Origin of the sequence: Acidocella aminolytica 101 = DSM 11237 (assembly GCF_900129125.1) — a bacterium.
Taxonomy (GTDB): Bacteria; Pseudomonadota; Alphaproteobacteria; order Acetobacterales; family Acetobacteraceae; genus Acidocella; species Acidocella aminolytica.
Genome location: NZ_FQVJ01000092.1, coordinates 1 through 1,607 on the forward strand (window position 1 = coordinate 1; position 1,607 = coordinate 1,607).

At 71.9% G+C, this 1,607-nt stretch carries 1 protein-coding gene; it reads right to left on the bottom strand.

What is annotated here, in order from left to right; all coding sequences use genetic code 11:
• Positions 1-1,607: Ti-type conjugative transfer relaxase TraA (gene traA, locus BUB54_RS19725; protein ID WP_139285030.1), on the bottom strand; the 1,607-nt coding region annotated here is incomplete at both ends.

A 1,607-nucleotide genomic window follows, 5' to 3' on the forward strand; every position in this document is an offset into this window, starting at 1 on the left:
ACTGGCACAGGAACGGGCACAGCCCCCCGCACCGCGCCACCGCCCAGCTTCAGCCCATCGAACATGCCGCGCTGTCGCGCCACGCGCGCCGCCTCCGGCACCACGATCTCGCTCCGCATCCCGCGCGCATCGATGCCGCGCCGCTCGGCATAGGCGGCCTGGTCGTAATCCAACGTCGTTTCCTTGGCCTGGCTGCGCGACAGCCGCCCGGACAGCGCCGCCAAATCGCTGAACTCATCACGCCCGGCATAAAGCAGCACCCCGTCCCGGTGCCTGGTCATCGCCACATAGGTCAGGTGCCGGTCCATCGTGCCCGACGCCAGCACATAGGCCCGGTCCACCGTCGCCCCCTGCGCCTTGTGGATGGTGGTGGCGTAACCATGATCCACCGCCGCGTAATCCGCCATGGACACCGCCACGGCCCGCCCCTGCCCCGGCCCAGCGGCGGAATCCAGCCGGATCGTCAGATGCCCGTCCCGGACCTGCTCGACGGTCCCCAGCATGCCGTTCTTCACACCAAGCACGCGGTTATTCTCCCGGAACAGCACCCGGTCCCCCGCCGCGAAGGCCCGCGCCCCTTCGCTGGTCTGGTACACAAACTCGCCGGCCAGCTCGCCCCGGTCCTGCCGCACGGCGCGGATCGCCTCGTTAAGCCCCCGCACATCCGCGTTGCGGTGCGCCAGCACCAGCCGCGTGCCTTCTGGCCGCGCCGCCATGTCGGCCGTCACATCCCGCACGATCGCCGCACGCGCCGCCTCCCCCGTGTCCTCGAAGCGGATCGCCCCGCGTTCCGCATAGGCGGCCAGCCCCTCCGCCGTGCGGTGCCGCCCAAAATCCACCGAGGCCGCGCGCTGCCAGCCGTCCCGCTGCCGGCGAATCTCCTCCAGCTCCACAAACCCGGCGCGCTCGGCCACGGCACGGAACGCCGCCCCCGGCCCGATCGGTTGCAGCTGCTCGGGATCGCCTACCAGCACGATTTTCGCCCCCGCCGCATCCGCCGCCTGGATGAAGCGCGACAATTGCCGCGATCCCACCATCCCCGCCTCGTCAATCACCAGCACGTCCTTGGGGCCAAGCTGATCGAACCCGCGCGCCCAGCCCCGCTCCCAGCTCGCCAGCGTGCGCGACGCAATCCCGGCACTCTCTTCCAGCCCCTCCGCCGCCTTGCCCGCCAGCGCCGCGCCATGCACCCGGTAGCCTTGCGCCGCCCACGCCTCACGCGCCGCCGCCAGCATCGTGCTCTTGCCCGCACCCGCCAGACCCACCACCGCCGCGATGCGTTCGCGCCCGGTAATATGCGCCACGGCCTGGCGCTGTTCCTCGCTCAACCCCTGCCCGCCAGCGCGCCGGATTGCCGCGTCGTGCCGCGCCAGCGCCGCCGCCACATGCCGCCCGGACACGCCAAAGCTGCGGCCCTCCGCCATGCGATCGGCACTCTCCGCCATGGCCCGCTCGACCGCCACCAGCTCCCGCGTCGAATACCGCGACTGCGCGATCACACGCCCAGCCGCGTCAACCTGCTCGGCCTGCAGCACGGCCAGCGCCGGGGACGCCATCACTTTCGCCAAAGCCGCCTGGAACAATTCCGCCCCGGCGGTGCCAGCTTC